Raw genomic sequence first — 26,399 nt, 5'->3', positions numbered from 1 at the left:
CGAAAGCGGCTGTCATTTTCCGAACGGCGATACGCCGGAGGCGTCGAACCAATCCCTCGGCAATTTTTAACTTGCAGCCAGATAAAAACTCAATTTGAATGGTCACCCTTTAACTGAAATCTCAATCGTGTTTTGATTCGATCTATTTCGATCTATATTTATATTCGATCGAGTTTGGGATGAATGTGTCCCTCACGGCGATCGCCACCGATCGATCTTTACTCGTGTTAGCCTTCGCTACACTCCCTGTTATGTCCGATCGAAAAAATCAACCAACCGCCCTGCGTAATCTTCGTGCCCGAGTGCGACCCTTAAAACAACCGATCGTCTGGGTTCCGCTTGTCGTTTTGGGCTTTTTAACCGTATTTACTTGGGAATTTTCTTACCATCCCGAACGCTTTTTTAATATAGAGATTACCAACGAAGCGCCTCCGGATTCAACGGAAAATCCGGAAGGAAGCGTAATTATCGAAAATCCTCAAGAGCGTCAAACGCTTCCACAAACCCCCATTAGAGAACAAGAGCAAGCTACCTCAAGCAGCGAGGGAGACACCGAGAGAGCAACTGAATCCCCCAACTCTCAGACAGAATTAGATACTTTAATCGCCCCTGAAGGTATTACTTTAAATACGCAAAATATTAAACTCCAAGTTCCCGAATCTCGGAAGCAAGAAGAACCGAAAACGGTCGAGGTTCCCCGTCAACCACAACCGAGTCAAGGAGTGGGGACGACTAATAATTTTGGCAACTTGAATGGCGATTTAAACAACAGTTTGGGATCGTTGCAACCCGGGACGATCGCCAATAATGGAGCGAATAATAATGGGTTGACCGGGGATGGCGTCTTCGGTGTCAATGGCAGTAATGGCAATAGCGGCGATCGCGCCAACGCCACCACCATGAGTGCTTTAGAAGCGGCGATCGCCCGACAGTACGGCAGCAATAATCCGTCTAACGTCAGTAATCCCAATAATGCTGGCAATAGCGACAATTCAACCGCCGATCGCCCCCAAACTGGCGCCAGCACTTCCAGCAGCACGATCGACTCGTTCGCGGACGAACCCATTTTAAAAGTATTGCAGCCTCAATCCAGCCCCGCCAACCCTTCGACGGCGATCGCCAATCCCAACCCCAGCAACTTCAACCCCAGCCAACCCAACGCCGCCACCGCCACCGACACGCCAGGAACACCCAACCTCGCCACCCCAACCTACGGCGTTCCTATCTTACCCGGACAAATCGACTTCGCCACCCCGAACGTCAACCCCAACACCACCGGATTCACGAGTCCGACCCCCAACTTACCCGGACAGATCGTACCCGACACCCCGGCGAACGCCTATCAATATTTAATGCAAAATAATTTAACTCCGAACGCGATCGCCGATCCGGGGAGTCCTCCCGTCGCCAATCCCACCACCCATCAAACCTCGCCAACCCTCCCCAATAACTTCTACGGATCCGATCGCCCCAACTCCAGCATTCCCGGGTATTCCAACCCGACCCCTTCCCAAGGATTCCCCGGATCGACCTCCAATAACCCGACACCGACCAATCCCTATAACCTCAGTCCCAACGGATCGAATCCGACAATCCAACCGATTCAACCTCCCCAACCGTATAGCGTCCCCCGTCCGATTCCCGGACGCTACATCGGCGGCGGCGAAATCAACACCTTCTCCAATCCATAAGGGAAAAGGGTTCGAGGCGATCGCCTCGAACCGACATCCCGAGATTTTCCTCGATTAATCGTCGAAATGGTTAATAATCGCGTCGGCGAACTCGGAACACTTCAACGGCGGATCCACCGGAGGATCCATCAAGCGGGCCAGATCGTAAGTGACCTCCCGATTGGAAATCGCCCCGGCAATTCCTGTTTTAATTAAATCGGCAGCTTCTTGCCATCCCATATATTCGAGCATCATCACCCCCGACAGAATCAACGAACCGGGGTTGACGCGATCGAGTCCCGCATGTTTCGGAGCCGTTCCGTGGGTCGCTTCAAAAATGGCACAAGTATCGCCGATATTGGCCCCCGGACCCATTCCCAAACCGCCGACCACCGCCGCCGCCGCGTCGGAGAGATAGTCGCCGTTGAGGTTCATCGTCGCCAAAATCGAATATTCGTCGGGACGGGTTTGGATTTGTTGGAAGATACTGTCGGCGATGCGATCGTTGACCATGACCTTCTCTTTCCACTGTCCGTTCCCGTGACTGTCCCAAATCGCATCGAGTACAGTTTCGACTTCCTTACAAATTTCCGCTTTTTTCTCCGGAGTCAGCGAATCGTAACCCGGCTCGATTTTGCGGGCGTTATCTTCGATACTCAGATCGGGGTTATGTTCTTTATTGCCCAAAATCCAAGATTCCCGTTCCGTGACGCATTCGCCGCGAAATTCCGTCGTCGCCAATTCGTAGCCCCAATCGCGAAAAGCCCCTTCGGTGTATTTCATAATGTTGCCCTTATGCACCAAGGTGACTTGCTGCTTCGCTTTGGGTAAGCGTAAAGCGTGCTGAATCGCCCGCCGAACCAGGCGTTGGGATCCGGTTTTACTGATCGGTTTGATCCCGATCCCGGAGTCGAGGCGAATTTGCTTTTTGCCGTGTTCCGGGGTTTGGGGAATCAGTTCGTTGTTGAGAATTTCGATAATTTTGTCGCAAATCGGCGTCCCCTGGCGCCATTCGATACCGAGGTAAATGTCTTCGGTGTTTTCGCGATAGACGATGACATCGAGTTTGTCGGGGTTTTTGTGCGGCGACGGGGTGCCATTGTAATATTTGCACGGACGCACGCAGGCGTAGAGGTCGTTGATTTGGCGCAAGGCGACATTGAGCGATCGAATCCCGCCGCCGATGGGGGTGGTAAGCGGTCCTTTGATGGCGACGCCGTATTCTGTAATCGCTTTGAGGGTGTCTTCCGGTAAATATTGAAAGGTTCCGTACTTGTCGCAAGCTTCGTCCCCGGCGTAGATTTTGAACCAGGTGATTTTCCGGCGATCGCCGTAAGCCGCTTGTACCGCCGCATCGAAGACCTTTTGAGACGCGGGCCACAGATCCACCCCCGTCCCGTCACCGCGAATGAAGGGGATGATGGGGTTGTCCGGAACGATGGGTTCGCCATTTTCAAAGGTAATGCGATCGCCCGTTGTGGGAGGAGTAATCTTGTCGTACATACTGCAGGTTAACTTGAGTTTAAGCTGAGCCGATCTTTCTTTGGTAGGCTACCAGATCTATCCGGGTTGAGAAAGATCGTTTACAAACAACCGAGGTTCTGCAGTTATGCTGTCTCTGGGGACTACAGGCGATCGTAAAATAGCGACACCAAAATAGCGAAAGAGGCAAAAAGCTCTTACACGCTTCTCGCCTCTTCAATTGGGACTCTCGCTATTCAATTCAGACTTATGGCAAGACTAGATTTAGCCGTCTTTGTTCATTTTGCGGCGACGGGCGGCAACTAAACCACCGAAACCGAGCGCCAAGCCAGCCATCGTGGTCGGTTCGGGAACTGCGACGGGTTCGCCACCGCCACCGGGTTCTTCAGCCACCGGGCCTTCCGGTTCGCCAACATTGGGTTCTTCAACCACGGGTTCTTCCGGTTCGCTACCGCCATCTCCGGGGTTGGTCACGACCACGGTATCGGGAGCCGTACCCAAGGTTTTGCTGCTCAAACTACGAGAACCATTGGGGTCGCCGACGCTCATCATGCGGACGCCAAAGGTATCGCTGGTGAAGTCGCTGAGGCTGACGCCGGAAACTTGGAAGGTCACGGTTTGATAGTCATCCGAACCGCCTTTCAGTCCCTGTTCGCCAATTTCGATACCGGAGGTGAACGATGCACCGGAACCATTCAAATTCGCAGAGCTACCGATTTTCCCAAAATCACTCGCCGTACCTTCAATAGCGGTGATCGGTCCACCAGAAACGGGGGTGATGGTCGCTCCACCGGGCAGATTCATATGTACGCCACGCAGGTCGCCGATGTATCCAGTCGATCCCGGAACCACGTTGACCGTGACTTGAACGGTACCGTCTGCCATACCGTCGTCAGACAGTTTAATCTCGACGGTGGGATAGTTCTCGGTATTGCTATTCGTAACGTCGCTCAGGTTGACGGTTAATTCATCGGCTTTAACCGGGCTGGCGAGGAATGCGGCGGAAGCAAGGGCGAATCCAGCAGTGGTCAGAACGGTTTTGGCACTCATGGCACGTTTCGGTAAGTAAGACATTGGCAACCCCTCTTTTAGTCAGTTAAGTTTTTCTTTGTTTACTTAGGATGCTACCCTTTTGGATTCGGGTAAATAATTGTATCTATGGCGGGTGGAGATGTAGAGCTTTAAGCTCCGTCACTTCACTTGTTTTCGCTTGTTGGATTCAGTATGTCATTCCTTCGATGCCCTTGTCACCCCTTTATTCCATTCTTTATTGAAGCTATATAGAACTGGATTCTTATGTAAAGATTGGGCAAGGTCGATCGAGATCCGTGGAAATACGGATGTCATTTATCGATTTTTTTTCATCGCTTAAATTGACGACTGTTTGACTCAGTTCGTTTCAGTGCTTCCCCCGAGATTTGACCTAAAAAAACTCATTTATTTAGAGATGTGAATTGAAGCTAGATTTCAGGGAAAACAAAAAACAGCCGAAGACTGTTTCAATCTTCGGCTACGAACTTATTTTAGAAGGCGATCCGTTAGAGAGTGAAATCGGTGGCGTGGGGATAAAAATTCTGAGGAGATTTGAGCGACTCTGTTTTTGGGGGTGAGATCGGCAGAGTTCCCTCAAAGCAAAGCGGCTTTACAGTTCTCTGGCTTTATTTTAATATCAAAAACCCTCTCGGAAAGAAGGGGAGGAATCTAAGAGATGAAGCGGTGAAATGTAAGCCTCGTATAGGAGGAACGAACGGGGAGATAGAGGGTTGAGTTCGTCCGACGATCGCGCGAGGATTGGTGGGAAGTCTTGGGGGGTCGAGGGGCTATTCTCGGGAGGGTAAGTTGGCTCGGGATCGCGATCGCTGTTGGTAGTGGGAAGGGGGAATCGGGAGTGAACTGAGAGTGTAATAGAATGGGGTAGAAGCTTGTGGAAAAGTTGAGCGATCGCGATCGCCTTGTTGCCGAGGTCAACCCCGATTTAAGGGAAGAGTTATCCGAGCGAAGCTCAAGGAGCGATCGCGATCGCAACGGCACTCAAACCAACAGGCCAAAGCAGTGAAATTGAAGGAAATTTTGCCAGAGTGTCGGCAGTGTAGCGGAATGAAAAAGAGTGCGAACATCAAGGGCATTTCCATCAAACAGCGTAATTTTGAGTAGTCTAGGTGCATCGATCCGAGTATGGCAGGGCGCCTCGAGCAAAAACATCCGCCAAATTGCTGAATCCGAGCGCCAGGGCGATCGCGCCTAGCCATCAGGACGGGGAGACCCTATACGGAGGAGGCGATCGCGAAATAAGCTAATTTTGTAAAAGCCAAGAAAAACAATCATGCTAAGGCTTGACGGCGCAAGGGTTGCGATCGCCGTGTAAAGATCCCGTACAGCCTCTCCCGCTCAAACCGATCGCCACTGGACGGCGATCGCCGATCTGCCAGAATGCCCGCGCAAGGTGCAAACAGAATAGACAAGCCGATGCTAATTCCTTCGGGCGACGCCCCTACAGATAAAGATCGAAGACCAGAGTGGGCGATCGAAACCCTTGGGCGAGTCGGCCTGAGTAAGGCAGACTAGAGAGGGGAATCGTCGAGCCACAATACAGAGGTTGGTTGCTGTCTTGGTTGAGGACAATGATGTCGAGTAATTTCAATTGACCATTACCTAATCGATCTCAAATCGATGGCGAAGCGTTGTTTTTCCACGGAAGGCTTGCAAGTTAAACAGAGATTTTAGCCAGAATGTAGGTGCAGTGGCCCAATCAGATGAAACGAATTTTAATCGTTGATGACGACCGAACCTTGCGAATGGTGTTGAAACGCCATTTAGAAAACCAGGGATATTTAGTCGAGGACGTGGGGTCGGGAACCGAAGCCTTGAAAGTCTTCCAGCGAGATCCCCCGCCGGATTTGGTCGTCTCGGACGTGATGATGCCGAATATGGACGGATTTGAATTCTGTCGGCGGTTGCGGGGGAGTCCTTCGGGGCAGTTAGTGCCGTTTATTTTCTTATCGAGTAAAAGAGATCTCGACGATCGCATCGAAGGGCATTCCATTGGGGCAGACGATTACGTGATCAAACCCTTTGAACCCTTAGAACTGGTGGCCAAAATCGAAGCCCAGTTAGAGCGATCGCGGCGGATCCATGCCGAAATGATTCGCTTGATGCAGCAAGTGACCAATCGCGCCGGAATTCCCGGAGCCTTCGCCTCCGCAGCCGCCAAAATTGACGGCGACGGACACACCAGCCAAAAACTGGCGGCGAACGGGAATGACCCCTTGGGTTCGGGGGAATCCCCCGTTCCCCGAGAAGACCGGGAGGAAAACAGCGAAGACTTCGTACCCGAACCCCTGCCCTTAACCCCCGCAGAAGCCCGAGTATTTTGGGAAGTGATTCAGGGCTACACCAACAAACAAATTGCCGATCGCCTGTTTATCAGTCCGCGCACGGTACAAACCCACCTGAGTCACATTTTGAGTAAACTCGACGTCGAAAACCGCGCCCAATTGGTACGATTTGCCTTTGAAAATGGATACCGACCCCCAGCCGAACCGGAAAACCGATCGTCCTAGTCCCGGTTCAATTTACGAGTTAGCGGCCCTACAACGGGCGATCGCCGCGCAACCGCAACGCTGGCGACCCTTAGTTTTTACCAACGGCTGTTTCGACCTCCTACACGCCGGACACGTGCGCTATTTAGCCGCCGCCAAGCGCTACGGGCGATCGCTCGTCGTCGGACTCAACAGCGATCGTTCGGTCAGTCGCCTCAAACCCCCTCAACCCGGTCGCCCGTCCCGTCCCCTCGTCCCCCAAGCGGAACGGGCGGAAGTTCTCGCCGCCCTCGAAGTCGTGGATGCGGTCGTCATTTTTGAAGAAATGACCGCCATTCGGACGATCTGCGCCCTCAAACCGGAGATTTACGTCAAAGGAGGAGATTACGACCGCGATCGCCTCCCAGAAGCCCCTACCGTTTTAGAATATGGGGGTCGGATCGAGTTGGTAGCCATTGAAATCCCCCGTTCGACCACGGCGATCGTCGAGGGAATTTTACGCGGGAGCCATCGAGAGGGAACCACAGTGGGAGAATGGGAATAACACCCAAGCGCCAAGATCCGATCCAGGGCGTAGCGGGCAACTCGATTCCCGAAGCGATCCTCGGCGAGCGGCGATCGCGACGGGTAAAGCCTGTTCCCCGATGCCCGAGATCGAATTTTCGAGCGCAACCCCTAAGTAGCAACCCGATTTCAATGGCTTTATGACTGATTCGACGACTTCCCCAGCTTTAGACAATGACAACGCTTTAAACGAACTGAAAAACCAATTAACATCGACCTCTGAAAAAACGCAACTCCAGGCGATCGCCCAACTCTCCGAAGCGGGCGAAGCGGGTTTGGAACTGTTGCAAGGGTTTCTGCTCGAACGACGACAAGCCGAACCGACTGTAGCCTCGGGAAAAGCGTATCAAGTGCTTTATAACGCCGAGGTTTCCAATACCCGGGAATTTTTACAGAGCCATTTTCCGGGCGGATTCGTTCCCCTAGACGGGGACGGCGCGATCGCCTTTCGCGACGTCCAAACTCACCTGGCGGCCCTGGAGTTTCAGGAAGCCGACCGCTTGAGTATGCAAATTTTGTGTCAGTTGGCTGGAGAAGCTGCACAAGAGCGAAAATGGCTGTACTTTACCGACGTCGATCGCATTCCCAGCGACGCCCTGCAAACCCTCGATCGGCTGTGGCGCATTTATTCCGAAGGGAAATTCGGATTTTCCGTCCAACGCGAAATTTGGTTGGGGGTCGGCAAAAATTGGGATAAAATGTGGCCGAAAATTGGCTGGAAAGAGGGTAATAACTGGACGCGCTATCCGAATGGGTTTACTTGGGATCTGAGCGCTCCTAAAGGTCACCTCCCTCTGTCGAATCAATTACGCGGCGTTAGAGTCATCGAACGCTTGCTCTCCCATCCCGCCTGGGAATAATAAAGAATATAAACAGACGCGATCGCGCCAGGGGGGTGCATCCCTCGGGTCATTCCCGAAGAGCGTACCCCTCGCGGGCGATCGCGCGCCATTGATATCCCTCGATCGGCGGATTGCAGAGATGGCGCCTTCGACCACACCGGGAGAAGAGGGAGGGGAACTGACGACCTGGTTTTCCGATCTCCAAGCGGTAGGACAGTCGGCGATCGAAACCAATTTGAATCCAATGGCGAGGATGCGGCCATCCAGGGTGCGGAAAACAGGTCTGGGGTGCGATCGCCGTACTCCGACTGACCGCTTGGGCTGTAGATCGCAGAAGAAAAATATGGGAGTTCCCGAACATCTTGACCTTACTCGTGTCCGTCGCGAGACCGTTTCCCCTTTGGAAGCGCAACGACTGGCGGCGATCGAGCGATGGGGATTGCTCGAAGCCGATATCGTGCCGATTTTTGAAGAAGCAACCCAAAAAGCTGCGGAATTTCTCGGCATTCCGATCTGTACCGTCGGTATTGTCGATCGCGAACGCGAATATTTGCGGGCGGGGGTGGGGTTGGACGAACTCGACCTCCCCCCCCACGCCGACGGCGAATACGCGATCGCCCGAACTGATTCGTTGAGCAATCGCACCGTGGAAACGGGGCAAGTCTATGCGATTCGCGATACGGCAAGCGATCCGGACTTGGCACGGCTGAGTTGGGTTCGCGACTACGGGATCCGCGCTTATTTAGCATTGCCCTTGCACGCCAGCGACGGTTACTGTGTCGGTACCTTGGCGGTGATGGATCTGGCGCCGCGTACTTTTAGAATCTCGGAGATTCAGTTTTTAGAAATGACCGCTCGCTGGATGATGAGCGAATTGGAACGGCGACGTTCTCTCGGAATCGGTCTCGGCTGCATGGCGCGGACTCGGGCCAATTCCGAACGGACTTTGTTTCAGTTGAAGCTCAAAGCTCTGGAATTTCTGACCCAAGAACTCCGCAATCCCCTGACGACGATGATGGGGATGGCTCAAGTTCTCAATCAGGAAGTTTACGGGCCGGTGAAACCGAAGCAAAAAGAATATCTCAATATCATTCACAGTAGCGGTGAGTATTTGCTGTCGTTAATCGATCAAATTCTGGCCTTACGCAAACTCGACGACGCGATCGGGGTGTTGAATCCGATCTCTGTCGATGTGGAAATGCTCTGCCAGCAGGCGATCGACCAACTCGAAGCGATCGCCAAACGACGGGATCAAGAAATTCACTTGTCCGTGGAACCGGGCGATCGCATTTGGCGCCTGGATAAGACGATCGTCCGTCAAATTCTCTACCACCTACTGTTTAAGTTGATTCAAGTGGCCCATCCCGGCGGCGTGGTGCGCGTTCACGTCTCGCGCAAGCGCGATCGGCTGAAAATTGCCCTGTGGCTGTCTCATCCTTGGTTGGATGAGGGGTTGCCTCCCCCTGACTTGTTTTCCTGTTCCCTGATTACTGAGGAAGGTCTCAGTCCCGTTGCCGTGGCCGTATCCGATGAGATCGGCTCGGATGCGGAAGCGACCGTCGGCGCGATCGCCCCGGAGAGTGCGGCGCGACGGACGGTGAACGAAGCCAGTCACGAACAGATCGGCTTGTTGCTCAGTTGCGACCTCGCCGAACTGCACGGGGGGACGATCGCCATTGAAGGATCCTCGGAATTGGGCTATCGATATGTATTGAGCCTACCCCGCACCAGCGACGTCGAGGAGATTTCCTAGGCGACAGGGTTGACAAAATACATAGTCCGTGGTAAAAGCAGGAGTCGAGCTGAGGACGGCGCTAGCTAGATCCTTTCCCTTAACGGACGGGTTCCGGCTGAAGTAATGTGATGGCAACGTATTGTTAGCACCGTAGTTTGAGGAGAAGAGATTGAGTAACGTGTGGTCCTCATTTCGATGGATGGCCGACCGAATGGGCGGCGTCTTTTTGCCTCTGGTGGCGTTTTCGTCCGATTTGGCCTTAGATCGTTGGGCGAGTGGGAGTTGGCTGCATCGTATCGTCGGTTGGCTGCGCGATTGGCGTGCCGGAAGTTGGTTGATCCAGTGGGCCGAGGCGATCGCCGTCGCTTTGGTGGCCTTGTTGTTTGCCCTCGGGCCGTTCGTTTCCACCACCTTAATTGGAGTGCTGCTGCTCGCCTCGGGCGCCTATTGGGCGTTGCTGACGGTTTCCGACTCGGGAGAGAGCGGTTTTACGCCGATTCACTTGATGCTGTTCCTCTACTGGGGGATTGCGACGATCGCCACGGCGATGTCCCCGGTGAAACAGGCGGCGTTTAGTGGCTGGGTTAAGTTAACGCTCTATCTGGTGTTGTTTTTATTGATGGCGCGGGTACTGCGATCGCCGCGCGTGCGATCGTTGTTAATTGCGGTTTACCTGCACGTTGCCACGATCGTCAGCGTCTACGGTTTACGCCAGTGGTTTTTCGGGGCCGAAGCCTCGGCGACCTGGAGCGATCCGACCTCCCCCGGTTCCGAGGTGACCCGGGTTTACAGTTATTTGGGCAATCCCAATCTATTGGCGGGATATCTTTTACCCGCCGTCATGTTGAGCGTGGCGGCGATCTTCATGTGGCGCCGCACGTTGCCGAAAGCATTGGCGGTGACGATGACGGCGGTCAACGGAGCCTGTTTAATCCTCACGTTCAGTCGCGGGGGGTGGATCGGCTTGGTGGTCGCCCTGTTTGTTTTAACCCTATTGTTTGTAGACTGGTGGAGCGTGCGTCTCCCGGAGCAGTGGCGAGTGTGGGCCGTTCCGGCGGTGTTGGGATTGACCGCCGCCACGATCGTCTTGGCGGTGGCGCTGGTCGAACCGATCCGCGATCGCGTCTCGACGATTTTCGCCGGACGGGAAGATAGCAGCAATAATTTCCGGATGAATGTTTGGGAAGCAGTCTTCGAGATGATCCGCGATCGCCCGATTATCGGGATCGGACCGGGGAATAATGCCTTTAACAAAATTTATCCCCTCTACATGCGCCCGAAATACACCGCCTTGAGCGCCTATTCGATTTTCCTCGAAACTGCCGTCGAAATGGGTTTTATCGGCCTATTCGCGCTCTTGTGGACGATCGCCGTCACGATTTATCAAGGGATCGTACAACTGCACCGCCTGCGCGATCGCGCCGACCCTCAAGGGTACTGGCTGATGGCAGCCCTGGCGATCGTCGCGGGAATGCTCGCTCACGGTTTGGTGGATACGGTCTGGTATCGTCCGCAAATCAATATTTTATGGTGGTTGGCGATCGCGATCGTCGCCAGTTTTTATGGAGCCTCGGCGTCATCCGAAAACGGCGATTCCCTTCAAGGGTCGGGGGTCGAGGGATAGTCCCCCTTGGGGCGATCTCCACGGCAAACCATAGAAGTCGAGTGCAGATCGGCTTTCATTTTCCCTGAAATATCCATGTATTCTGGCTGGCAAAGTTAAGATGGAAAACAGCCAGTACGAAGATCGAGGGGGCATCGTCCCCGTCCGGGGGTGCTTGTCTCTTCCTAGGAGCGCGATCGAGTCACAGAAGTAGATTCCAGGCACCAATTATCTCATTGAAAGTCTAAACTTTTTAAAGCACTTGTAGACTTGCACTGAGCCGTGTTGGGAATCGACCGACTCGAAGGAAAGGGGAATTGAGCCAATCACTGCCGCCTGAAGCCTCTGGCTGAGATCTCGCCTTCGCTCACCCCACTCGCCATCCACTCGCGCAGTCGAGTCGGATTCCCTGCGATCTCTTCTGGTTGTTAAATTTCAAAAATCGACTGCCCAACATTGCTCCACTGCCAGTCAGGGTCACTCGATTGAGTGCAAAATCTACTCGTCTTCGCTCGATCTCCGATTCGGTGACAGCCTCATTGTTTTGGCAACATTTGCCCACATCGCTGTAACATAAGCAGTAACATAAGTCGGGAAAACAGATCTCAATTTACGATGTTGGATTAACTTTTGTTGCACTTGGGGCTTGCATCATTATCGCCTAGAAACTTCCTATGGTTAAGCCTGGTCAATCCTCGTTTCGTCGCATCCTCTTATCGCGAATTCTCCTATTGAGCGTACCTGTATTGCTTTTGGGAGAATACGTTACCTATCGCAAGGCCCGTTCTAGCTTGCTCGAAACGGCCCGCCAAAATTTGACAGAAAGCGCGATTCGGAAGGGAGAAAGCATCGAAGCTTCGATTCAAGCCCTACAAGCGAACTTGCTGACGGCGAGCGAAACTGCCGTCCTCAAATCCGGTTCGCCTCAAGAATCGCAAGCCTTTGTCGAGCGATTGGCCGAGCAATTGCCGACGAAAGTTCAGTGCGTTCAATTGCGCGATTTGAATAACGATCGCATCATTGCCAGCAGTTGCGGCGATCGCCGTCTCGGCAGTATCGAGACAAGTTGGTGGTCGCAGTCCCTCGACGCTTCGAGCAATCCGATTTCTAAAGTACGGGTGACTACTTTTTTGCCGGAAGAAGATCCCCCCAATACGGCGACGGATGCCACCTCCGGCGAACTTGCCAATGAAGGACAGTTGCGCTTACGCCTGTACGCTCCAGTGTACGCGAGCGATCGCTATTTGTACGCTCCGGATACCCCGGGAACCCCCGATTACGCTTTGACGATCGAATCGCGCCTGGGACAGCGCGCCAGCGATCGCCGCTTCGAACCCGGTTCCCTGACGGGCTACACTGTCGTCATCAACCAAAACGGCACCATTCTCGAACACGCCAACGACCCCGATCGCGTCGGACGCAACATCAAACAAGAAAAAGACGCCAAACGCCTCGAAAGCATCATCCGCAATGCCATTTCCGGACGGCAGGATTTCCTGCACCTGTTCGGGTTGGACAAAGCGGGAGTCGAACTCATTTGCGGCTATACGGCCATTACCAGTCCCTTGAGTCACGGCGGTGCCGAGCAGAAATGGATCATTTTGGCGGTGACGCCCCTCGACAATGCCCTCGCCGGACTCAAGGAAATTCAACAAGTCTTATTTACCCTAATCCTGGGTTTGTTGGCGGCTAATTTACTGGCGACCTTGTACCTGACGCGGGATTTAGCCCTGCCGATCGAAAAATTACAAGATTATGCCTTAAATATCCAATGTCGTTCGACGAGCGATCGCGTCCCCCACAATCTGCGGATTCGCGAGTTCAATCGCTTGGCGGAAGCCCTCGACGTGATGGTCGATCGCCTCAAAGCCTGGGCTGAAGAATTAGAAAGCGCCTGGAAGGAAGCGAAGGCGGCCAATCAATTAAAAAATGAATTTTTGGCGACCATTTCCCACGAGTTGAGAACTCCCCTCAATGCGATTATCGGTTGCATTCGCCTGGTACGGGATGACTGCTGCGACGATCGCGACGAGGAAATCGAATTTCTGCAACGGGCCGACGATGCGGCCATTCACCTGTTAAATATCATTAACGATATTCTCGATATTTCTAAAATTGAGGCGGGAACCCTTTCGGTTCTGATCGAACCCGTCGATGTTAATAAAATCATTCAAGAAGTCATCGACATTCAAGAAGAACCGATTCAACAAAAAGGTCTCAAACTGACGGTTCGCGAATCGACCGAGCCCCTGACGATCGAAGCCGATCCGGCCAAACTCAAACAAGTCTTGATCAATTTGATCGGCAATGCGATTAAATTTACCGACACGGGGACGATCTCAATCGCCACGCGCAAGGAAACTCCACAGACCCACAATGGCGACGATCTCGCCGACGGGTCGAGGTCGTCGCGGGTGGTTATCAGTATCCAGGATACGGGGATCGGAATTGCCCCAGACCAACAGCAAAAACTGTTCCAACCTTTCGTGATGGTGGACGGTACCAAAACCCGCAAGCATGGCGGGACGGGTCTGGGATTGGCTATTTCTCGCAATTTGATCGAGTTGATGGGCGGCGCGATCGCCCTGTCGAGTCCGGGAATCGGTCAAGGAACGACGGTTGAAATTAGTTTGCCCCTGCTCGATGTTTGGTCTGAGGGAGAAGATCGCCCCCAAGACGGTCTCGATTCCCCGGAATTGAGAACGATGTCCGGGGTCAGACCGGAGGAAAGTTAGGGGCGATCGCCTTTTTGACGGCTCGATCCGAGCGATCGTTCGCGAAGCGACTCGTTGGGAGGATCTCCGAGTCGCAACAACTAGGAAATCGAGATCTCGCGCCCGCCTTCTTGTAGGGAACGGGTTAAGGCATTGAGAATTTCAACTAATTTCGCAGCGAAGGCGCCGTCGGAGGTGGCGATCGCGCCGGGATCGTCGATCCATCGGACAAAGCGATCGCAGACTTGCGCGAGGGGTTCGTCACTCCCTACGGGAATGATTTCGGTGCCTTGGTCGTCGGGAATCCAGCGATCGCCCTGACGCTCCAATCTGCCCCGTTTGAAGGTTAGGGGAGCCTCTCGGGCCATTTCGTCGAAAATTAAGGTTCCGCGATCGCCGACTACTGCCAATCGTCTTTGTTTGTCCGGATTCGACCAGCACAGGTGAATGCACCCTTGAAAGCCGTTGGCATAGGTCACCGTCGCCCACACTAAATCGGCGAGTCCTTGCGGGTACAAATTTCTGGCAATGGCATCGGCTTCGGTCATCTGGGACTGCAGCCAAATTTGACCCGTGGCCCGGGCGCTGACTGGGGTTTGACCGAGCCAGGTATTGAAAATGACCAGATCGTGAATGGCTAAATCCCACAAGGCATCGACATCGCCCCGAACTGGACCGAGGTGGGTTCGGGTCGCATAGCCGTAACGCAGGGAACCGACCCGGGCGATCGCCTCTTTTCCGGCGTTAATGGCGGGATGAAACAGGTAAGTATGGTCTACGAACAGGCGGCGATCGCGCTGGCGGGCTAAATCGGCGATTTCGACGCACTGGCGCGGATCGAGGGTGAGGGGTTTTTCCGCCAATACGTGCCAGTTGCGCTTTAAGGCGCTCAGGATTAACTCGTAGTGGGTCGAGGCGGGAGTGGCGATCGCGACGGCATCGAGATCCCTCAATTCGTCCAGTTGTTGCCAATCTGTCGCCAGCAACACGGAACTGTCGTCATCTAAGCGCGATCGCGCCTCAGCCAGTCGTTCCGGATGCGGATCCACTACCGCCACCACCCGGGTGCGCGGATGCCGGACAAAATTGCGGATCAGGTGAACTCCCCAGCGCCCCGCGCCTAAAATCGCGATGGAAATCGATCGATCGGACATTTTCTAACATCGAGTAAGTGAACTGTGGGGATGTTACTGTGCGATCGCAACCCCCGTTCTTGCCTAAGACGGAAGCGCTTGCGCCTGTTGCATCGCCACGAACGCCATCCGCGCCGCCGCCTGTTCCGCCGCCTTTTTCGTCCGTCCCTGTCCGTAACCGCGACGGGTTCCTTGAAACCACACTTCAGCCTGAAACCGTTCGGGATCGGCGTGAACTGTACTCGTTTCGCGGACGCGATATTCCGGCAGCATTTGATAGCGGCTTTGGGTCAATTCTTGCAAGGCATCTTTATAATTTTGTAAGGCCGGATCGCAACGAATTTGCTCGGCTAATTCTTTGAAGTGTTCGTCTAACCACGGGCGAACGAGGTCTAAAGAATGGGTGCTTAAATAGAGCGCCCCTAAGGTCGCTTCCAGGGCATCGGCTAAGCGCGATTGTCGTCCGTTGCGATCGCCCGCCGCTCCCGGAGAGAGCAGTAAATAGCGTTCTAAACCGTAGTTGTCGGCAATTTTAGCTAACATGCGATCGCTCACCAACAGCGATCGAATCGAAGCCAACTCGCCCACTTTGGAATCGGGATAGCGTTCGTTGAGATATTCCGCCGCCGCCATCCGCAACACTGCATCCCCGACAAACTCTAGGCGATCGTAATTAATTTCCGACGAAAAACTCGGATGAATTAAAGCAAGATCTAACAACTGCCAGTCGATAGGATCTTCAGGGGAAAGCCCCAATTTTTGGATGAGTTTTTCCAGTTCCCTTTGGCGTTGGGGATGATTGAGAGTCATATCAAGCGCAATCTATTTGGAAACCGTCGTCCGGGAAACGAAACCGCCCCGAATTCGACGATCGCGATCGTCAAAAAAATCGAGAGAAAGTAAAGAGTAAGCCGGGTTCTGTTCTGCACTCCCCGAGGGAAGAACAGGGCGGTTATCTATCTGGGACGCCTGTTACCAGACGCCTCAAGCGGCTCTACTAACGGGAACCGGGAAAAGACCAACCTTAGTTCCCTCTTACCTTGCTTCCAACCGGGGTTTACCGAGCCAGCGCCTCTCGACGCTGCTGGTGCGCTCTTACCGCACCTTTGCACCCTTACCTGTTAGCAAGAATTCGGTCAACGACGCCCGAAGACGATCGCCTCGTTCGTTCTCGCTTCATCGGCGGTGTGTTTCTGTGGCACTCTCCTCACGGTCACCCGCACTGGGCGTTACCCAGCAAGTTCGGTCTTTCGGAAGCCCGGACTTTCCTCAGATCCCCATGTTTGAGAATCTGCAACCACCTGCTTTTACTTTCTCCCGATTTCTAGTTTATACCATTTTAGATTTTAGATTTGAGATTTTAGATTTTTTAGATTCTACTCAACGGGTATGAATTAAAAATCTTAGATGGCGCGATCGTGGCGATCGCCGCCGGGTTGACTCCGCGCAATTTTGCCCTCTATTTTCTCCTCTCTTTTTCTTGTCTCCACGGTAGAGTTTCCGTCCACGGTAACGGTTCGACTACAAACTGACAGGTCAAGGGAATTGGACGGGGGGCGATCGTCGAGACTTCACTCGCCGCAAACCGAAACGCTAAAGATAAATAAAAATAAAATATTTTTGATTCATGGGTAGATTTAGCCTGTTTTTTGTCTTTTTTGTCGTCTTTTTTTGGACCGCGCTTGAGTTTAGCAAAATCGACAAAAGTGCGGGCAATAGCAAGCGGCGAACTTTCAGAGTTTCTCCGTAAACTGCTTTCACTGGCGATCGGTTGAACTAAGGTGCGTTTGGCGGGAATGACGCTATTGACTTGGGGAGGAAGTAAGTCTAAAGTCATTCCGGGAATCATCCTGACAATTCGGTGCGATCGCCCCTCGAAATCGATCGCCGCACTCCCATCCCAATCGAGATAAAGCTCGCGATCGCTTTTGTTCCTAATTTTGAGTTCTAAGAACTTTAATTCATCGAGATTGTATCTTTTTTCTAGCTTCACGTCAATTTCGATCGCCTCTTTGAGCTGCTGAATTTCGAGCTGCTTTTCGAGAAAGGGGCGATCGAAGCGAACGGTTATTCGATCTACGAATAACGAGGCGATCGCCCGCGCTATAACGGTCAGGACGCAGACTAAATAGAACGTCAGAATAATTAAATCAAATCCGGTCATTTCCGGTTATTAATTTTGTATGTTTTAGTCTTGAATTTGTTTTAAAATCTTAAAATTTTCTTTTCGATTCCGAGTTTCGCGATCGATAATGAGGACAATTCTGACACGGACCGCTTGGATTGACCGCACAACGAATGTAAGCCGAACGGGCATTAAATTGACAGGTCGGATCTCCGGTCACTTCTCCAATCCCTTCGACATAACGGCGATCGTCTGCAAAAGGCGTTCTCGACGGAATTCTAACCACGGGAATTTCTCTAGCCCGAATTAAATTTTCACGCGCTCTAACTTGCACCTTTCGCATGACCCACAAGGAGAACAGAGGTGGGGCGATCCCCAAGACAAAAACGGCAAGAGTTTCTAACATGACAATTGCTCCTAATACTGACCAATTGGCTTGCAATTCTCCGATCTACTATAAATTTATGCTATCTTCATAGCCCTATTTACTTGACTTCCTTTTGTACCAATTTCAACGGCGATCGTGGATCGAAAGCTACAATCAAAACTTATTTTTGCTATTTGCCATAAATCTATCCGATTGCCCTGCTTGAAATTGTATTATAACTCTACTTCAAACATTAAACACAGTTATCTTAACACTATTGAAAAAGATATCTTTTCATTTTTTCTTTTTATCCTTAAAAGATATATCATCTCCCTGATATTTTCTCCGCTTACTTTTTGTCTCTTCCCACTTTCCAGTTCCCTTCCCCTATCCTGTAGTATTTTCCTCAATAGGTTTACATTTTCAATAAAAACGCTATATTAAGGCTGAAAAATCAACAAAATTTCACCAAATTACTGAATAATTGCCTAAAATCTCAGTGGTAGATGTACTCAATTGGGTTTCTCATGTCAGACAAAAATATACCTTTTACGAATTACTTGCCCGATATTGTCGCCCCGGAAGAGGAGGAAGAGTCTTATGTAGACTACTTCTACGACGAACCCGGAAGTGCGCCAGGAACGCTCAATATTGAAGAAGATGCAACTCCTTCAACAATTATCCTGATTGACTACACCGAAAGCAAAGCAACGCGGAAAGTTCTTCCCACTCCTGACGCCTGTCATCCCTATTTAGAGAGTCAGTCCGTCTCGTGGGTAGATGTTCAAGGTTTGGGAAGTGAAGCAGTTTTACAACGGTTGGGAGATGTTTTTAAGTTACATCCTTTGCTGTTAGAAGATATTGTTAATGTTCCCCAACGTCCGAAAGTGGAAGATTACGAATCTCAGCTTGTGATTATTGCTTGGATGGTGATGCTCAACGAAGAAAAAGAAGATCCGGATCAGGAAGCATTTATTAGCGAGCAAGTTAGTTTTGTTTTGAGTAAAAACTATCTGTTAACCGTACAAGAAGAACCGAAGCACGATAGTTTTGACCGGGTACGCGATCGCATTCGCTTTAATAAAGGAACAATTCGCAAATACAAAGCAGATTATCTCGCTTATGCCCTCATCGATGCCATTATCGATGGTTTTTTTCCCGTTCTCGAAGAGTATGGAGAACAAATCGAAAATTTGGAGAATGAAGTTGTTGCCAATCCTACGCCGAAAACATTAGGAAAGATCTATAAAATTCGTCGAGATTTACTCGCTTTACGGCGCGCAATTTGGCCGCAACGAACGGCTATTAATAATTTAATTCGGGATGGTAGTGATTTAATTACTCCGGAAGTCAGGATTTATTTACGGGACTGTTACGACCACGCTATTCAAGTTTTAGATATGGTCGAAACTTATCGGGAATTAGCTGCCGGATTGATGGATGTTTATCTATCTTCTGTCAGTAACCGGATGAATGAAGTGATGAAATTGCTAACGGTTATTTCTACAATTTTTATTCCTTTAACTTTTGTGGTTGGAGTTTATGGAATGAATTTCAATCCCGAACGATCGCCCTGGAATATGCCGGAATTAAATTGGTATTGGGGTTATCCAATAGTTTGGTTGGTGATGATCGCGATCGCCTTGTCTCTAATTTTCTTGTTTTGGCGTCGGGGATGGTTTGAAAATTTTTCTTCTGTAGATGAAGATTAAAATTAATGGGCTTAATAGGCTTTTTAAGTCTTAAAATTAGGCATTAGGCGGCGATCGCGACTTCCAGCCATTTAGGATAGGCAAAAGAAGCCGATGGGGATAAGTGTAAGTTATCGGGATAAGTCTGGCTTAAATGAGTAGCTACAATCTCTAAACTATCCCAAAGTTGGGGGGCTTCGCCGAAGGCTTCTAGGGCTAAAGTCCACCATTGTTGTCCGTCGATCGCCAATTTTGTCAGTTCTAAATTGCACCCCGTACCGTTCATTTCTGAGAAGGAAACAGGGGCGATCTCGCGATCGTCCGCGATCGCATATCTACGCTGAACTCTCGTTTTTTCTACCCCAATCCAACGTCCGTTATTCAATACGTAATTGGGTAAATTGGCGTGTAGTCCTTCGCAAATTGATTTTTCCCAAAATTCTGCATAGCCTTGCCAGCGATCGCCAAAATGAACTAACCCGCCCCCATTTTGACGCCATTTAATTTCTAAGCGTCCTTGTCGGAGTTTGAGGTTAAAATAATCGTGACCCGGAAGAAATAAATAGAGGTCTTCTCGGGTTTCTGGCGGGGTGCGATCGCCTCCCAGACATCGGAGATCGAACCAATCGGCGATCGCTTTCGGTGGCGTTCCGGAATGAAACCAACGTAGTTCTGCGGTTGGAAAAATACTCATTTTTTTCCAATATTGGAGTTGTCAATTTTACGGACTTAATCCACTCAGTTAAGCTGTTCTTTCCGTGGGAATACAATTGCAATGTAGGTGAGGCGATCGGCTATTGAACTGGGCGAACAGTTTGGACGAAATCCAACCATTTTGGAATTTTAGATCCGACTAAATCGAGGACGGGAATCTCTTGATATTGAGTTCGAGATTGCCGTTCGCCTACACTATAGACGAGGGTTGTCGTTTCGGTATAACTCAATCCAAATTCAGAAGCAATTGCTCTCGCTTCGCGACAACTAATTTCAAACATGCCCATGTCGATATTGCCACCCCCAGCAAAATAATACCAAGAAACACCAGGAGACCAACCGCGATCGCATAAAGCTCGAGTAACTTCGTACATTTTGGCGAGATGAACGTCGTAAAGTCTTAAGTCTCCACCATAAGCTGATTGGGTCGTGTCGCGGTTGGGGACAATTAATTGCGCGACACCTTCACCTAATTGAATGGTCATCGGTAAGGCGGGGGCTTGACTTGTGGTTTGCGGTTCTCGAATGGGTCGAACCTCATTTGGTTGGACTATTGACGCGGATAAGGCAATATTACCCGCTCCTAAAATACTAAAACCTATTGAAATAGATACAATTTTACTGACAATGTTCATGATTCTAAGATGCTCCCATTGCTTGACAAAAGGATGGCTATGTTAGTATTTATATTGTTGACTGGAACTTTTAAAATTATAATTTACTGCTAAATTATAATTTTCTTATTATACAATAGATTAATCATAGCGACCTAATGTCGGTCTAGTAAATTGAATATTGGCACGAATAAAACAACCTTCAGTCGAACCGTCTAGATTTTCACCAACAAATACCCAAGGTAATTTTCGTCTGTCGATAAAAGTCTGACCTCGATTGCTAGAATAGCTTCGGAAAATTTCTCCATACTGTAGGGTTCCTACTATGGGATATTCTAAATAGTTCGCTGTAAATCCCGTACATTCTCTGTTCATAATTGTTTGAAATGTACACCCTAGTGGCATTCGACAGTTGACTCCATTAGGATCGGTATCGGTGACAACCCAAAGATCGTGTAAAACATTTAGGTAATCACCATTTTCATCGGGTTGAGGAACTTCAGATGCAAGAACTTGCACGAGGCTTAATGAGAAAAATAGGATAAAAGTTCCTTTTAAAATTGTTATTTTTTTCATGATCGTTGTCAAAAATTACTGCGATAATCTATAGCAATCCTCAATGACTTGTAACCTAAGTAGGGAGTAAGATGCTCCCACTCCCAAGGGATCCGGGGGGATCGCCCTGACTCGATTGATTTAGGAATACTAGATAGAACAGTTTTCGCGTTTTTTATTTCGATCTTCCAATACTCATTTTTACGATCGCCACCTTTAGTATAAGTTAGGGGCGCAATGATAAAACTTAAAATATAATAAAAAATCACCACTTACAGCACTCGGGCGATCTGATGAGGTGCAGTACCGATCTCCCTACCCCCCCTTCGCCCCCCTTTCAAAGGGGGGTTGGGGGGATTTCGGGGGGAATGAGGAACGTAGGGGTTTGGTCACCAAACCCCTACCTGGCGAGGGGGATTTAGGGGGATCTAAATGTCTTGTATAGCAGGAAAATACTGTAGAATAGCTCGATCGCGTCTCGCCCTAGGGAAGCGAGAGGCGATCGCCCCTGGAACCCCTATAAAATCACCGTCGGCGCTTGGGGTTCGATATCCGGCACTTCGCCGCCAACTTTGGCACACTGACAGTCGATCGAAGTTGCCCCATGTCGGTTGAGAACCCGCATCAACTCCATTTCGCCGCGACGGGGTAACATCGTTTTCCACGCCAACAACGCCTCTTTCATCGCCCCTAAATCTAAGAAATTGCCGTTGCGATGGATCGCCACATCCTCGTTATCGCCGCGCCACCCTTTGGGGACGTAACCGAGGGGAATCAACATCGATCGCTCCACATCGTCTAACAGCGCTTCCAAACGACGAAAACGCCCGACGTGAAAATCCTTGGGATTGGCTTCCAGCCACTGTTTCACCGTCGGATCGGCGAACACTTCCTCGCGCAGTTGGGCGATCGCCGCAAACAGGGCTTGATGGGAATCTTTGACGCAAGAAGTGGCGGGAGTGACTACGGACGCGCCATTTCCCGGTCCGGTCCGGTAGCGCGCCGCCATCAACGCCAACTGCTGGACGATCGCCCCGAGGGGATCGAACGTGCGATCGCCCAATTCGTAGGGAACCGTCAGTTCCGGCAGCCGAACGACGACATCGGAGACGGCGATCGTATACATCCAGCCGCGCTCCAAATTCCCCATATACTGGTGCCAATATTGCGCCCCGGAGACGATCGCGTTGCGGTTGTGAGCGTAAATCTGACGGTAAACCAGATCGAAGCGCAACTTTCCGGTAAACTCGTCGGTTACGACGGTGGCAAATCCGAAGGAAAAATGACCCGTCACGAAACCGAACGGCAGGTTTCTGCCCCGTTTCCCGCCGCGCCAGCCGAAGGTATGCACCACTAACGCCGTATCTCCTTTATACCAAAGTTCGCGAGTGCGCCGCTTCATATACTCCGGCGTCCTCCCGGTTTCCGGAACGATCGCCCCGTTATTATCTACGAGAGTCTGCCGCACTTGACCGACAGGCATCGGTTCCCACTTCGTATCCAAAAAATAATCCAACGTTTCGTCGCGACCCGTCACCATGCGCGTCGGCCCGAGTTGCAGCGCTTCCACGGGTTCGATCGCCTCCACTGCAAAGGTTCCCGACTCGTCAAAGTCGCCGTAAACGTACCATCCCCCATCGTTTAAGGGCGATTTTTCAATATTTTCGATCGAACTTTGTTCTACCGGATCGACGGCGTAAACGGTCCCGGCTTTGGGAAAGCTCATGACCTCGGAGGAGGCATCGAATCCCTCGGTTTTCGGGTTGTAATGGGCGACTCGATAGCGCTTTTCCCCTGCGGGGGCGATAAATTGAATCAGGGCTTTTTTGACCCCGGACAGTTGGATCGGTTCGTCGTCAATTTCGACCACCCAGAGGGGACCGTCCTGTAGCACTTCGACGACATCGAGTTGCACGCGCACGTCGTCGTCGGCGCGACTTCCGGCGAGGGATTCGAGGGGACTCACTTGCTTCCACCCATCGAGGCGGGTGGGGTGAAAGGTGCCGATTTTTTCCATGGTCTGCCAGGTGACTTCATCGAAACGGAGGTCGATGGTGGCGCGATCGATCCAAGTTCGATGGCGGGATTGGGGGTGCCATCTCACCCAAAGATATTGACCGAGGAGGTGGCGGTAAGCTTTGGGGGCGTTTTCCAGGAGGATGAAGACGCCGCCATCGGGGCGACGTTCGGCGTAAAAGGGGAGAATCAGGCGACCACTCCAGGGGGCGACGGGACGGTAAAAACGGGAATTGGCTGGGTTCATGGGTTGATGTGAGAAATGACGAACCGTTGTTCTCATTGTAGGGTCGCAGTTGGAGCGATCGCCACGGCGGTACGGACCAGTTTCTCGGGTGTCCTCCGAGGGGGAAGGTGTACTCTTCGGGGAATTCAGGAGATGGCGGCTTGTAATTGCATTTGCAAGGGACGATCGCCTTGAATGGACAACCCGGAATAGGGGGATTTGAAGGCGATCGGGTTGTCTGGGTCTGGGGACCAGCCAATCCAGCGCGATCCTTCCGGGAGGCGATCGCAACGGTCGGGGTTTTGGGTGAGCCAAATTAAGGGTAAATCGGGAGGATCGCCGTGGTTGACCGATTCGTGGGGGTTGGCCCCGGCGAGGGCTTCGAGGACGACCCGGTTACCTTTGACCAATCCGGTATCGGCGGTCCACAGTTGGACGTTGAGTTGGGCGCGACTGGCGTAGAAGTATAAGGAGGCGGCGGCGATCGCCGCTTGCTCGAAGTTCTCAACTTCCCACGCACTGGCGGTATCGAGGGCGATAATCAGTTCCTGACCTCCGGTGGTCACTTCCAACTCGCGCACCCGCAATTCGCCGTAACGGGCGCTGCTGCGCCAGTGGACGAGGCGGGTGGGGTCGCCGAAGCGGTAGGGGCGCAGGGTGCGGGTGGTGCCTTCGTTCGCCATGGCGGCGCGGCGATTGCTCTCTACCAGGAAACTGTCATCCCGTCCGAGGCGATCGACTAAAGGGCAGGTGTTGAGGGGGAGGACCGTGGGATAGACGATCGCCTGGGCGGACACTTGGCGCGATCGTCGGCACCAGAATAAGCCTAATGGGGTGGCCGTTCGCAAGTGAATTTCATGCCAGCGATAAATGCCGCGACGGGGGGCAAGATGGGAATAGGTCAAGGGATAGGTTCCCCGGGCGGGGATTTCTTCGATAACCCCCTCGTGGGGTTCGCCTAAAACAAAGGGCATCAAATCGCGAACTTGGAGCAGGGTTTTCGGTTTGGAGGTCGGATTTTCAACGATTAATTCGATATTGAGCCAATCTCCGGCGCTAATCGGTTCGATCGGCGATCGCGTCACCACGAGGGATTGTAGGGAACGCGGCGGTAAAACGGCTGCCAAACCCAATAATGCAAAACTCACCCCACTCATGACGTACAACCACCCCGCCATTGTATTGGTGCCTGCGGCAAAGAAAAACAGAGAAAGCGACCCTAGAAGCCATCCAGCATAAGCCGGAGTCACCCAGCGAGTTTCTAACGATTCAGAAATGCGAATTCTCAGTTTTTTTAACATGCAATCATCTCCTTTCTGTAAGGGGCAAACAGGGGGTGAATCGGGGGCGAATTTTCGGGGCGATCGGATTAAAAAAGATTACGGAATCCAACAACTGCTGAAATTTTTTTTAAAATATCAGTAAATCTACGGATGACAATTTGAGAAGGGTGCATTTCAGGAAAAAGTATTTATACGCATTTCTCCATCCGTTTCCAGCGTAGTCATTGGAAAGGCTCGTGCCATCATGGATAACCACAATAGTTCTGCTAACGTTCAATCTCGGGTGCCACCTCGTGTCCCCCTACCGCAACCGCCGCCGACGCGACCCCCCGGAGGCCGACCGATTAGCGGAATGCCAAAAACTCCAACCTCCAAACCCGCAGAACTCGGGCAAGGCAGCCATTCGACTTTAGTCAAGCAAATGGTCAAGCACGCCTACGCCCACAAAGCCTCGGACATCCACATTCGGGTGGGGGAAATTCCCAGATTTCGGATTCGCGGCCAAATGCATCCGGCAGAAGGCCAGGTTAAAGTGACCTTGGATATGTTCGAGTTATATTTGCGCGAAATTCTGACCCCGAGACAACGAGAAGAATTTGCCAAAAATAAGGAACTGGATACGGCCATTTTTTACCCCGGTTTAGTACGCTGTCGGGTTAACTGTTTTGAGACTCTCACCGGAGGGGCGATCGTCCTGCGTTTAATTAGCCTGCACGTTCCCTCGATTGAGGAGTTGGGCTTACCTCCCGTTTTGAAAAAAATTATTTCGCTTTCCCAAGGGTTGGTGTTGGTCACCGGACCGACGGGTTCGGGGAAATCGACCACCTTGGCGGCGATGATTCGGCATTTGAATGAAAACGCTTACAAGCACATTATCAGTATTGAAGATCCGATCGAATACGTTCACGCCTCAGAAAGATGTTTGGTCAGTCAGCGTGAAGTCGGTTTGCATACCCACGATTTCCACACCAGTTTGCGTTCCGCCTTGCGGGAAGACCCGGATGTTGTCTTGATTGGGGAAATGCGCGATCGCACCACGATCAATACAGCCCTGCAAGCCGCACAAACGGGTCACCTCGTCCTCGGAACCCTGCACACTCGCAATGCCATCAACGCGGTCAACCGCCTGTTAAACCTCTTTCCGCCGGAAGATCACCAGTCGATGCGGATTCAAATCGTCGAATCTCTCGCCGCCGTCGTCGCCCAACTGTTGGTTCCGACCACAGAAGGCGGACGGACTGCCATTCACGATGTTTTAATCAACACTCCGGCGATACAGGATTATTTATTTAAAGGACAAGACGACGAAGCGTTGTATTTAATGCGAACGGATACCCACGAAGGAATGCAGGTGATGAACAACGACCTGTATCAAAAGGTCATGACGGGTCGGATTGCTTTGGAAGAAGCGGAGAAAGTGTCTCCAGATCCGAGCGAATTAGACCGCTTGATGCGAACGGGCGGTTTCGATGCGTCCAAATCTGTTCGGGATTTTTCCAAGTCCTCTCGCTAAAAAAGATGAGAGT

General features: G+C 51.6%; 22 protein-coding genes and 1 other RNA gene. 10 read left to right on the top strand and 13 right to left on the bottom strand.

Features of this window, described 5'->3' with window-relative positions:
- Positions 1-179: 179 nt before the first annotated feature.
- Entirely contained in the window at positions 180-1,691 is a 1,512-nt protein-coding gene (locus JJD41_RS21550; protein WP_200669546.1) for a hypothetical protein, read from the top strand.
- 54 nt (positions 1,692-1,745) lie between these two features.
- Here JJD41_RS21550 and JJD41_RS21545 read toward each other — a convergent pair whose 3' ends face one another.
- Both JJD41_RS21545 and JJD41_RS21540 read right to left on the bottom strand, forming a co-directional pair.
- Positions 1,746-3,173, bottom strand: coding sequence for an NADP-dependent isocitrate dehydrogenase (locus tag JJD41_RS21545; RefSeq protein WP_200669545.1), 1,428 nt, complete (start codon positions 3,171-3,173; stop codon positions 1,746-1,748).
- Between the two features lie 243 nt (positions 3,174-3,416).
- Positions 3,417-4,226, bottom strand: coding sequence for a PEP-CTERM sorting domain-containing protein (locus JJD41_RS21540; RefSeq protein ID WP_234489050.1), 810 nt, complete (start codon positions 4,224-4,226; stop codon positions 3,417-3,419).
- 850 nt (positions 4,227-5,076) lie between these two features.
- Between JJD41_RS21540 and JJD41_RS25485 the strand changes: the two genes are divergently transcribed.
- On the top strand, positions 5,077-5,208 hold the full coding sequence (locus JJD41_RS25485) for a hypothetical protein (protein WP_255547393.1): 132 nt from the start codon (positions 5,077-5,079) through the stop codon (positions 5,206-5,208).
- A gap of 265 nt (positions 5,209-5,473) precedes the next feature.
- On the opposite strand, the gene JJD41_RS21535 is transcribed toward JJD41_RS25485, so the two are convergent.
- Positions 5,474-5,614 (bottom strand): hypothetical protein, encoded by a 141-nt coding sequence (locus JJD41_RS21535; protein WP_200669544.1) that lies wholly within the window; start codon positions 5,612-5,614, stop codon positions 5,474-5,476.
- Positions 5,615-5,905: 291 nt separating this feature from the next.
- Between JJD41_RS21535 and JJD41_RS21530 the strand changes: the two genes are divergently transcribed.
- The 6 genes from JJD41_RS21530 to JJD41_RS21505 all read left to right on the top strand — a co-directional run bounded on the left by JJD41_RS21530 (position 5,906) and on the right by JJD41_RS21505 (position 14,170).
- The gene (locus JJD41_RS21530; protein ID WP_200669543.1) at positions 5,906-6,712 is read left to right on the top strand and encodes a response regulator transcription factor; all 807 of its coding nucleotides are present in this window, start codon (positions 5,906-5,908) and stop codon (positions 6,710-6,712) included.
- On the top strand, positions 6,669-7,235 hold the full coding sequence (locus JJD41_RS21525; protein WP_200669542.1) for an adenylyltransferase/cytidyltransferase family protein: 567 nt from the start codon (positions 6,669-6,671) through the stop codon (positions 7,233-7,235). The genes JJD41_RS21530 and JJD41_RS21525 overlap by 44 nt, the downstream gene beginning before the upstream one ends.
- Before the next feature lie 160 nt (positions 7,236-7,395).
- A complete protein-coding gene (locus tag JJD41_RS21520) occupies positions 7,396-8,115 on the top strand; it encodes a GUN4 domain-containing protein (protein WP_200669541.1) in 720 nt (239 codons plus the stop codon).
- Between the two features lie 121 nt (positions 8,116-8,236).
- The gene (locus JJD41_RS21515) at positions 8,237-9,850 is read left to right on the top strand and encodes a GAF domain-containing sensor histidine kinase (protein WP_200669540.1); all 1,614 of its coding nucleotides are present in this window, start codon (positions 8,237-8,239) and stop codon (positions 9,848-9,850) included.
- A 181-nt stretch (positions 9,851-10,031) separates the two neighbouring features.
- Positions 10,032-11,456 carry an IctB family putative bicarbonate transporter gene (locus JJD41_RS21510; RefSeq protein WP_234489049.1) on the top strand — a complete coding sequence of 475 codons (1,425 nt, stop codon included), beginning with the start codon at positions 10,032-10,034 and terminating at the stop codon, positions 11,454-11,456.
- Positions 11,457-12,166: 710 nt separating this feature from the next.
- Positions 12,167-14,170, top strand: a complete 2,004-nt coding sequence (locus tag JJD41_RS21505; protein WP_234489048.1) for an ATP-binding protein — start codon at positions 12,167-12,169, stop codon at positions 14,168-14,170.
- 80 nt (positions 14,171-14,250) lie between these two features.
- On the opposite strand, the gene JJD41_RS21500 is transcribed toward JJD41_RS21505, so the two are convergent.
- The 5 genes from JJD41_RS21500 to JJD41_RS21480 form a co-directional block, all read right to left on the bottom strand.
- Positions 14,251-15,303: a Gfo/Idh/MocA family protein gene (locus tag JJD41_RS21500; protein ID WP_200669538.1), complete on the bottom strand. Its 1,053-nt coding sequence runs from the start codon at positions 15,301-15,303 to the stop codon at positions 14,251-14,253.
- A gap of 63 nt (positions 15,304-15,366) precedes the next feature.
- A complete protein-coding gene (gene rnc / locus JJD41_RS21495) occupies positions 15,367-16,092 on the bottom strand; it encodes a ribonuclease III (protein WP_200669537.1) in 726 nt (241 codons plus the stop codon).
- An 81-nt stretch (positions 16,093-16,173) separates the two neighbouring features.
- An RNA gene (gene rnpB / locus JJD41_RS21490) (RNase P RNA component class A) lies at positions 16,174-16,597 on the bottom strand.
- Positions 16,598-16,741: 144 nt separating this feature from the next.
- Positions 16,742-17,446: a hypothetical protein gene (locus JJD41_RS21485; protein ID WP_200669536.1), complete on the bottom strand. Its 705-nt coding sequence runs from the start codon at positions 17,444-17,446 to the stop codon at positions 16,742-16,744.
- Between the two features lie 49 nt (positions 17,447-17,495).
- Positions 17,496-17,813, bottom strand: coding sequence for a DUF6464 family protein (locus tag JJD41_RS21480; RefSeq protein WP_200669535.1), 318 nt, complete (start codon positions 17,811-17,813; stop codon positions 17,496-17,498).
- A gap of 488 nt (positions 17,814-18,301) precedes the next feature.
- Here JJD41_RS21480 and corA point away from each other — a divergent pair, with 488 nt between their 5' ends.
- Positions 18,302-19,486: a magnesium/cobalt transporter CorA gene (gene corA, locus JJD41_RS21475; RefSeq protein ID WP_200669534.1), complete on the top strand. Its 1,185-nt coding sequence runs from the start codon at positions 18,302-18,304 to the stop codon at positions 19,484-19,486.
- 43 nt (positions 19,487-19,529) lie between these two features.
- Here the strand turns inward: corA and JJD41_RS21470 are convergent, their stop codons facing one another.
- The 5 genes from JJD41_RS21470 to JJD41_RS21450 form a co-directional block, all read right to left on the bottom strand.
- Complete coding sequence (locus JJD41_RS21470) at positions 19,530-20,159, bottom strand: LamG domain-containing protein (protein WP_200669533.1); 630 nt, start codon at positions 20,157-20,159, stop codon at positions 19,530-19,532.
- A gap of 100 nt (positions 20,160-20,259) precedes the next feature.
- Complete coding sequence (locus JJD41_RS21465; RefSeq protein ID WP_200669532.1) at positions 20,260-20,814, bottom strand: hypothetical protein; 555 nt, start codon at positions 20,812-20,814, stop codon at positions 20,260-20,262.
- A gap of 120 nt (positions 20,815-20,934) precedes the next feature.
- Positions 20,935-21,369 (bottom strand): hypothetical protein, encoded by a 435-nt coding sequence (locus JJD41_RS21460; protein WP_200669531.1) that lies wholly within the window; start codon positions 21,367-21,369, stop codon positions 20,935-20,937.
- Between the two features lie 496 nt (positions 21,370-21,865).
- Complete coding sequence (locus tag JJD41_RS21455; RefSeq protein WP_200669530.1) at positions 21,866-23,611, bottom strand: hypothetical protein; 1,746 nt, start codon at positions 23,609-23,611, stop codon at positions 21,866-21,868.
- Positions 23,612-23,736: 125 nt separating this feature from the next.
- Positions 23,737-24,891 (bottom strand): DUF58 domain-containing protein, encoded by a 1,155-nt coding sequence (locus JJD41_RS21450; RefSeq protein ID WP_200669529.1) that lies wholly within the window; start codon positions 24,889-24,891, stop codon positions 23,737-23,739.
- 226 nt (positions 24,892-25,117) lie between these two features.
- On the opposite strand from JJD41_RS21450, the gene JJD41_RS21445 reads away from it, so the two are divergent.
- Positions 25,118-26,386 carry a type IV pilus twitching motility protein PilT gene (locus JJD41_RS21445; RefSeq protein WP_200669528.1) on the top strand — a complete coding sequence of 423 codons (1,269 nt, stop codon included), beginning with the start codon at positions 25,118-25,120 and terminating at the stop codon, positions 26,384-26,386.
- The last annotated feature ends 13 nt before the right edge of the window (positions 26,387-26,399 follow it).

Source organism: Oxynema mangrovii CENA135 (genome assembly GCF_016632315.1).
GTDB lineage: Bacteria > Cyanobacteriota > Cyanobacteriia > Cyanobacteriales > Laspinemataceae > Oxynema > Oxynema aestuarii.
The sequence above is the reverse complement of the archived record's forward strand: the minus strand, read 5'-3'. Positions and strand labels throughout refer to the sequence as shown.